The sequence below is a fragment of the Marinitenerispora sediminis genome, assembly GCF_003336425.1.
Taxonomy (GTDB): Bacteria; Actinomycetota; Actinomycetes; order Streptosporangiales; family Streptosporangiaceae; genus Marinitenerispora; species Marinitenerispora sediminis.
The window spans coordinates 1-6,556 of the sequence record NZ_QEIO01000217.1 but is presented as its reverse complement, the minus strand read 5'-3'; the positions used below and the strand labels follow the sequence as shown (position 1 = coordinate 6,556).

At 70.1% G+C, this 6,556-nt stretch carries 4 protein-coding genes and 1 pseudogene; all 5 read left to right on the top strand.

The window, feature by feature from the left end:
* Nucleotides 1-1,611: pseudogene (locus tag DEF28_RS28170) on the top strand (hypothetical protein); the annotation flags it as partial.
* The gene (locus DEF28_RS25010; RefSeq protein WP_199493520.1) at nucleotides 1,517-1,888 is read left to right on the top strand and encodes a YbaB/EbfC family nucleoid-associated protein; all 372 of its coding nucleotides are present in this window, start codon (nucleotides 1,517-1,519) and stop codon (nucleotides 1,886-1,888) included. The pseudogene DEF28_RS28170 and the gene DEF28_RS25010, both read left to right, overlap by 95 nt.
* A 9-nt stretch (nucleotides 1,889-1,897) precedes the next feature.
* On the top strand, nucleotides 1,898-5,284 hold the full coding sequence (locus DEF28_RS25005; protein ID WP_114400567.1) for a hypothetical protein: 3,387 nt from the start codon (nucleotides 1,898-1,900) through the stop codon (nucleotides 5,282-5,284).
* A gap of 126 nt (nucleotides 5,285-5,410) precedes the next feature.
* Nucleotides 5,411-5,782 carry a hypothetical protein gene (locus DEF28_RS25000; protein WP_147280268.1) on the top strand — a complete coding sequence of 124 codons (372 nt, stop codon included), beginning with the start codon at nucleotides 5,411-5,413 and terminating at the stop codon, nucleotides 5,780-5,782.
* 11 nt (nucleotides 5,783-5,793) lie between these two features.
* Nucleotides 5,794-6,556: WXG100-like domain-containing protein (locus DEF28_RS24995; RefSeq protein ID WP_147281094.1), on the top strand; the 763-nt coding region annotated here is incomplete at its 3' end.

The following is a 6,556-nucleotide window of genomic DNA, read 5'->3' as shown; positions in this document are numbered from 1 at the left end:
TCCGTCCCGGAAACCATCGGCGGACCCGGAAACGGCAGCAACATGCCGCCGCCCTCCGTCCCGGAAACCATCGGCGGACCCGGAAACGGCAGCAACATGGCGCCCCCGCCCGCCGACTTCAGCGGACCCGGAAACGGCAGCAGCATGCCGCCCCCGCCCATGTTCCCGGGCGGGCCCGGCGGCGGCAGCAGCATGCCGCCCCCCGGCCAGCGGGGCCCGGGCAACCGGTCGCCCTTCCCGGTCGATCCGGACACCGGGCTGCCCATCAACCCCGACACCGGCCAGCCGTTCCCCGTCGACCCCGACACCGGCCTGCCCTACAACCCCGAGACGGGCCTGCCCGTCGCGATCGACCCGGAGACGAGGCAGCCGACACCGATCGACCCGATCACGGGGCAGCCGATCACCAGCGGCGGGCCCGGCGGCGGCGGCTTCCCCGGCGGCTTCCCCACCGACCCCGGCACCGGCCTGCCCCTCAACCCGGAGACCGGCCAGCCCTTCCCCATCGACCCCGACACGGGGATGCCCTACAACCCCGACACCGGGCTCCCCATCGCCCTGGACCCCGACACCGGCCAGCCCTACCCGATCGACCCCGACACGGGGATGCCGTACGACCCGGACACCGGCCTGCCGATCCAGATGGACCCGTCCACCGGTCAGCCGATCGGCATCGACCCGATGACGGGCGAACCGATCACGAGCAGCGGCCCCGGTTCCGGCGGCTTCCCGGTCGATCCCGACAGCGGGATACCGATCAATCCCCAGACCGGCGAGCCCTTCCCCATCGATCCGGACACGGAACTGCCGTACAACCCCGACACCGGCCTGCCGGTGCTGGTGGACCCGGACACCGGCCAGCCGTTCCCGATCGACCCGGGCACGGGGATGCCGTACGACCCCGACACCGGGTTCCAGATGGCGTTCGACCCGGAGACCGGGACGACCTATCCGATCGATCCCGAGACCGGCCTGCGGATCGACCCGGAGACCGGGCGGCCCATCACCAGCAGCGGACCGGGGGACGGCTCCGGCCTGCCCGCGCCGCCGCGGATCGACATTCCGGACTACGGCGGCGGCCCGTCGAGCAGCGGCCCCGGTTCGGGCGGCTTCGGCGGCGACGGTCAGGGTCCCGGCACGTCCGACCGCTCGACCCTGTTCGCCGGGCCCGGTGGGCAGAACGGCGCGGGCGGACCATCGGGGAGTCCCGGCGAGAGCGGCTTCCTGACCGCGCCCCCCGGGCCGCAGAACCCGATGCAGATGCAGAACGGGGGCGGCTCCCCCATGGGCGGCGGCATGCCGCCGATGATGCCGCCTCCCATGGGCCAGCAGAACCAGCAGGACCGCAACCGTTCGACCTGGCTGTCCGAGGACGAGCGCGTCTGGGGCACCGCCGGCAAGGACCGCAAGTCCGTTCTCGGGCGTCCGGTGCCCGGTGAAGAGAAGAAGGGAGCGGCACGTGAGTACATCGATGCCCGAACAGGTGGAGCAGGCACTCGCACGTCTTCGGACGCAGATGGCGGAGTTCGCGCAGGCAAACGCAAGCCTGGAGTCGGCAACCGAAGAGGCCGTGTCCAAGGATCGAGCGGTGAGCGCGAAGGTGAACGCTAAGGGCGAGCTGGTGGAGCTGAAGTTCCCCACGCAGAAGTACCGCCAGATGGCACCCGCGGAGCTGTCGAGCGCGATCAAGGACGTCATCGAGCGCGCCCGCAACCAGATGTCCGCGCACGTCGCGCAGACCCTGGGCCGGTTCGCCCCGGAGGGCGTGAACATGGCCGACGCGATGAACGGTCGAATCGACCCGACGCAGATGATGGGCAAACTCGACCTCCCCTTCCCCATGGGCACGGACGTGCCCGGCAGGAGCGAACGCCCCGAGGCGGGCTAGGAGACGACAATGACCGAGAACCGGGACAGCTCCCCCCCTGTTCCCTCCGAGGAGGGTGATCCGAGTTCGCCGCGCGAGGTCCTGCGGACCGTGGCCATGATGGCTCCGGTCGCGGCCTCGGCCGGCGACCCCGTCAGCACCGACCCCGCGACCGGGGAGCTGCGTATCACGCAGGACGACGGGGACGTCACGCGGCTCGACGCCGGCGACAGGCCGGTCGTCGTCGACGACGAGACCGGGATCGTCACCGTTGGCGCCGACAGCGACACGACCGTCGAGGCGTTCCGGGCCATGAAGCAGAACCTGCCCCGGCAGGAGGTCCGGCCGGGAGCCCAGCAGCCCCACCAGCCCGGCCACGGCGGTGACAGCGGCGGAACCCACGGGAGCGGCGAGCAGCAGCCCCTGGAGGAGCAGCTTCCGCAGCAGTACACCCCGATGACCGAATCGACGGACACCGCCTCGGTGTTCGCGCGCGCCCTCCACCCGCAGCGCCCGGCGGAGCCGGCGCAGCCCCTCAGCGAGCCCCTGGGCGGAGAGCCGCAGGAGCTGGAGCCCCTGGTGCGCGCCGAACGGGCCTCGCTCGAACCCGCGCTCCCGGTGGAACCGCAGATCCCGGCCGAGCCGATGCGGTCGGTCCCCTCAGAGCCCGTCACGTACAACGGGCCGGACGTCCCGCTGAAGGGCGAGCCGGCGGTCCCCGTCAGCTCCGACACCGCGGACGAGGACCGCTCCCCCGGCATCGAGATCGATCCCGACACCGGCCTGGTCACCGTCGACAGCGGCACCAGCATGGTCCACATCGACAGCGGCGAGCACGACATCGGGCTGGACCCCGAGACGGGGCTGTTCACGGCGAGCCCGGAGGGCAGCAAGGCCGTGTCGCCGCCCGGGCAGGTGAGCGTCGACCCGGACTCCGGGCTCCTCACCATCCTGCACAGCGGCGGCAAGGTCACCATCGACCCGGAGACGGGCGCGGTCACCCTCGACTCCGAGGACGCCCCCTTCGCCATCGACCCCGAGAGCGGCAGCCTGACGGTGGGCGACCCGGCGTCGCTCGCGGCAGGGGATACCGGTGCCCTCGGCGTCGGGGTCCCGATGCCCAACCCCGGCGAGGCGCTGGTCCGGATCGACCCCGAGACCGGACTCATCCAGGTGTTCCGCCCCGAGGGCCGGATCACGATCAATCCCGAGGACGGCGCGGTCGGTGTCGAACTCGGCGACGGCGGTGTCAGCGTCGACCCGGAGACGGGGGCGGTCACCGTCACCCCCGCCGACGAGGAGGAGCGGGCGGAGAGCGGTGGCCGCGACGACATTCCCGCCGGCGACCAGCCAGAGACCCTGCCCGCCTACAACGACCGGCCGGCTGGTGACCGGGAAGGCGGCGACCGGCCCGCAGGCGACGAGGAAGGCGACCAGCCCGAGACGGGCGAGGCGCCCGACCTCCAGCCATCGGTTCCGAGCACTCCCAGCAAGACGGTCCCCGCCGGGGACGTGACACCCAGTGTGCCCTCGACCCCGGGGCGCACGCCGGACGAGGACGCCCCCCAGGACGAGGACGCCCTCGAGGACACCGAGCGCGGCGAGACCGTGCCCGCAGGCTCCGCCCCGCGGAGCACCCCCGATTCCCCCGGTTCGCCGGCCAGCCCCGGCGGCTCCCCGCTTCCCAGCAACCGGGGCGCCCCGGCCTCCGAGAACGAGGAGACCGAAGGAGAGAGCTCGCCGGGCGAGGAGACCGAAGGGCCGGCGGAACGCCTCTCCGACCATCAGCCCGCTCTCGAACGCCCGGTCACCGAGCCCGTCAACGGGGAGACGCCCGGAGAGCAGACGCCCGGAGAGCAGACGCCCGGAGAGCAGACGCCCGGAGAGCAGACGCCCGGAAGCAACACCCCCGCCAACGAACAGCAGGAGAGCACCCCCGGGCACGTCGCCTCCCAGCAGCCCACCGCCGAGGCGGAGCCGACCCGCCTGGTGCGCACCGACCCCGAGACCGGGGAGACCGAGGTCGACTACGGGAACGGGTCCGTGACCGTCGACCCGGACGTCGGCGAGTTGCAGGCGGATCCGGAGACCGGGGACCTGGTCTTCACCCCGAAGGGCGGTGATCCGGACAACCCGAACGGCCGGGTCACCGTCGACCCCGAGACGGGCAAGATCACCGCCGGCCCGAACGGCAACGTGACCATCGACCCGGAGACGGGCGAGGTCTCGATGGACACCGGCAATGACCGGGTCCGCATCGACCCCGAGACGGGCGAGCTCATCGTCGGCGACCCCGAGGACACCGCCGGAAACGGCGAGGACGAGAGCGCTCCCGGCGACGAGTCCGCGCTGGAGGAAGGCGACGCGCATATCAGCGTCGACCCGGAGACCGGCGACATCATCGTCGACCGCCCCGACGGCCGGATCATTGTCGACCCGGAGACCGGTGCGGTCCGGGCCGACCTGGACGACAACACGGTGGGGGTCGATCCGGAGACGGGTGAGGTGACGCTCACCCCGCCGGCGGAGGACCCGCCGCTGGGGGCCGGCCAGCGAGTCGAGGGCCCGCTGCTCAACCCGGACGAGGACTCCGCCCCGGGGGACGAGGAGAACGGCGAGGAGAGGCGGCGGCTCGATCCCACCGAGAGCACTCCCGCCCAGCGGGAATCCGGGCCGTCTGGTTCGGGCGGTTCTCCGGTCGTGCACCAGCCCGGGGACGAGGACGAAGAAGAAGACCAAGAAGAGAACGGCGAGAATTCGTCGGGCCCGGGGAGCTCCTCGTCGCAGCAGGACGATTCTGAGGAGGAGACGGAAGAGGAAGAAGAAGAGGGAGAGGGAGAAGAGGACGAAGAGGAGGAGGACGAAGAGGAAGAGGAAGGCGAGGGCGAGGAAGAGGAGGACGAAGAGAAGAAAGACGAAGACGAGGAAGGCGAAGGCGAGGGCGAGGGCGACGGAGGGGGCACCGAGGGCGAGGGCAAAGGCGACGTCACCACGATCCGCCTGAGCGAGATCCAGCGGTTCAACGAGGATTTCGTGATCGGTATCCGGGACAAGGCAGCCGCACACAAGCTGAACCTCGAGGAATACCAGAAGGACGGCCCGCACCTCCTCGCCGGGAGCCCCGAGTTCCTCCCCATCGTCGGCACGCTCCAGTCGCGGGTCGACCAAGGCCTGAAAGACATCTACGAGGAACTCGACAAGCTCGAAGTGGAGATGACGCGGATCTCCACCCAGCTCAGCGAGAGCATGCTGCGGTGGTCCGACCTTGAGGACGACCAGGAGCTCAACGCCACGCAGCTCACTGCGATCATGGGGCAGCCGTTCGGCACCCAGAGCAGCGGTAGCGGCAGTGGCGGATACGGCGGTGGATACGGCGGCGGAGAGGACGAGGAGGAGGAGGAAGAAGAGGAAGACTAGCCTCCTGCCTCCCGTACACACGGAGGCCCACGAGGTCGACGCCGGGTGTTTCGCCGCGCCCCGCAGCCGAGGCGGTGTGGCGCGGCGCCCGGTGGAACCACCCCACAGAGCGGAATGGAGGAGACCATGGCGGACCAGACGTTCGGTGCCAATCCCGACGAGCTCGGTCGAGCCGGCAACGAGATCTACGATGCCAGCAACCTGGTGTTCAAAGTCCGAGCGGATCTGCGGGCCCAGCGCGCCCATCTCGGGGTCATCTACGAGGGCGGAGAGGAGATCGGCGACCAGCTGGAGAAGAACCTCACCCCCATGTTGGACAATCTCGATGAGCTGCTGGGATCGTTGATCACCGCCTTCAGTGACACCGCCGAGGAGACGCTGAAGACACGGCGGACGTTCCTGAATACCGAAGGCGACGCCATCGACTACGCCGACAGCCTGACCAACGACTTCGACACTCCCGGCAACACGCCTGGGACCGGAACCCGGAGGGGGTGAACTAGCCCGCCATGGGGATGGAGCTGCCCGACGAACTCGCGAACCTGTTCTATGGTCTCACCGGCACGAAGTGGCCGAAGGTGGACGAGGACCGGTTGCGGCAGCTCGGTGATGTCTACGGCACCACGAAATACATCCTCGAAACCGATCTACCGGAGCTCGTGGTCATCCTCCGCCGCAAGGTGGAGGTGACCTTCGACGGCTATTCCAACGAGTTCTTCCAGGAGTCGCTGAACCAGTTCACGGCCGGCAAGAACGACTATGTCGGGAAGGCCGCCGAACTCGCCGCCGAGATCGAGAAATACGCGAAAGAGGCGGCCAACCAGGTCGAGTACGCGAAATGGATGGTGATCGCGCAGCTCATCCAGCTCGCCCTGGAAATCGCCTGGGCCATCTCCATGGCCTTCTGGACGGGCGGCAGCTCGCTGGCGTGGATCCCGATGTTCCGGTTCATCCGCAACCAGCTGATCCGCCGGATCATCAACTGGCTGGTGTGGACGCTCCTCGGCAACGTCGCCATCGCCGTGCTGTTCGCGTACGCGATGGACGCGATCATCCAGCGCATCCAGATCGCCGAGGGCAACCGCGAGGAGAACGACGACGAGCTCACCCGGATGGCCCTTCTGGGCGGTGTTGTCGAGGGCCTGCTCAGCGCCGGGCTCTCCACGGGCTTCGACGCCATCATCAGCAAGGAACTTTCCGGCATTTTCGGCAAGAACCTTGACGACCTGGCCAACATCGACCCGCCCCCGCCGGGTCGCGGACCGGCGGGGG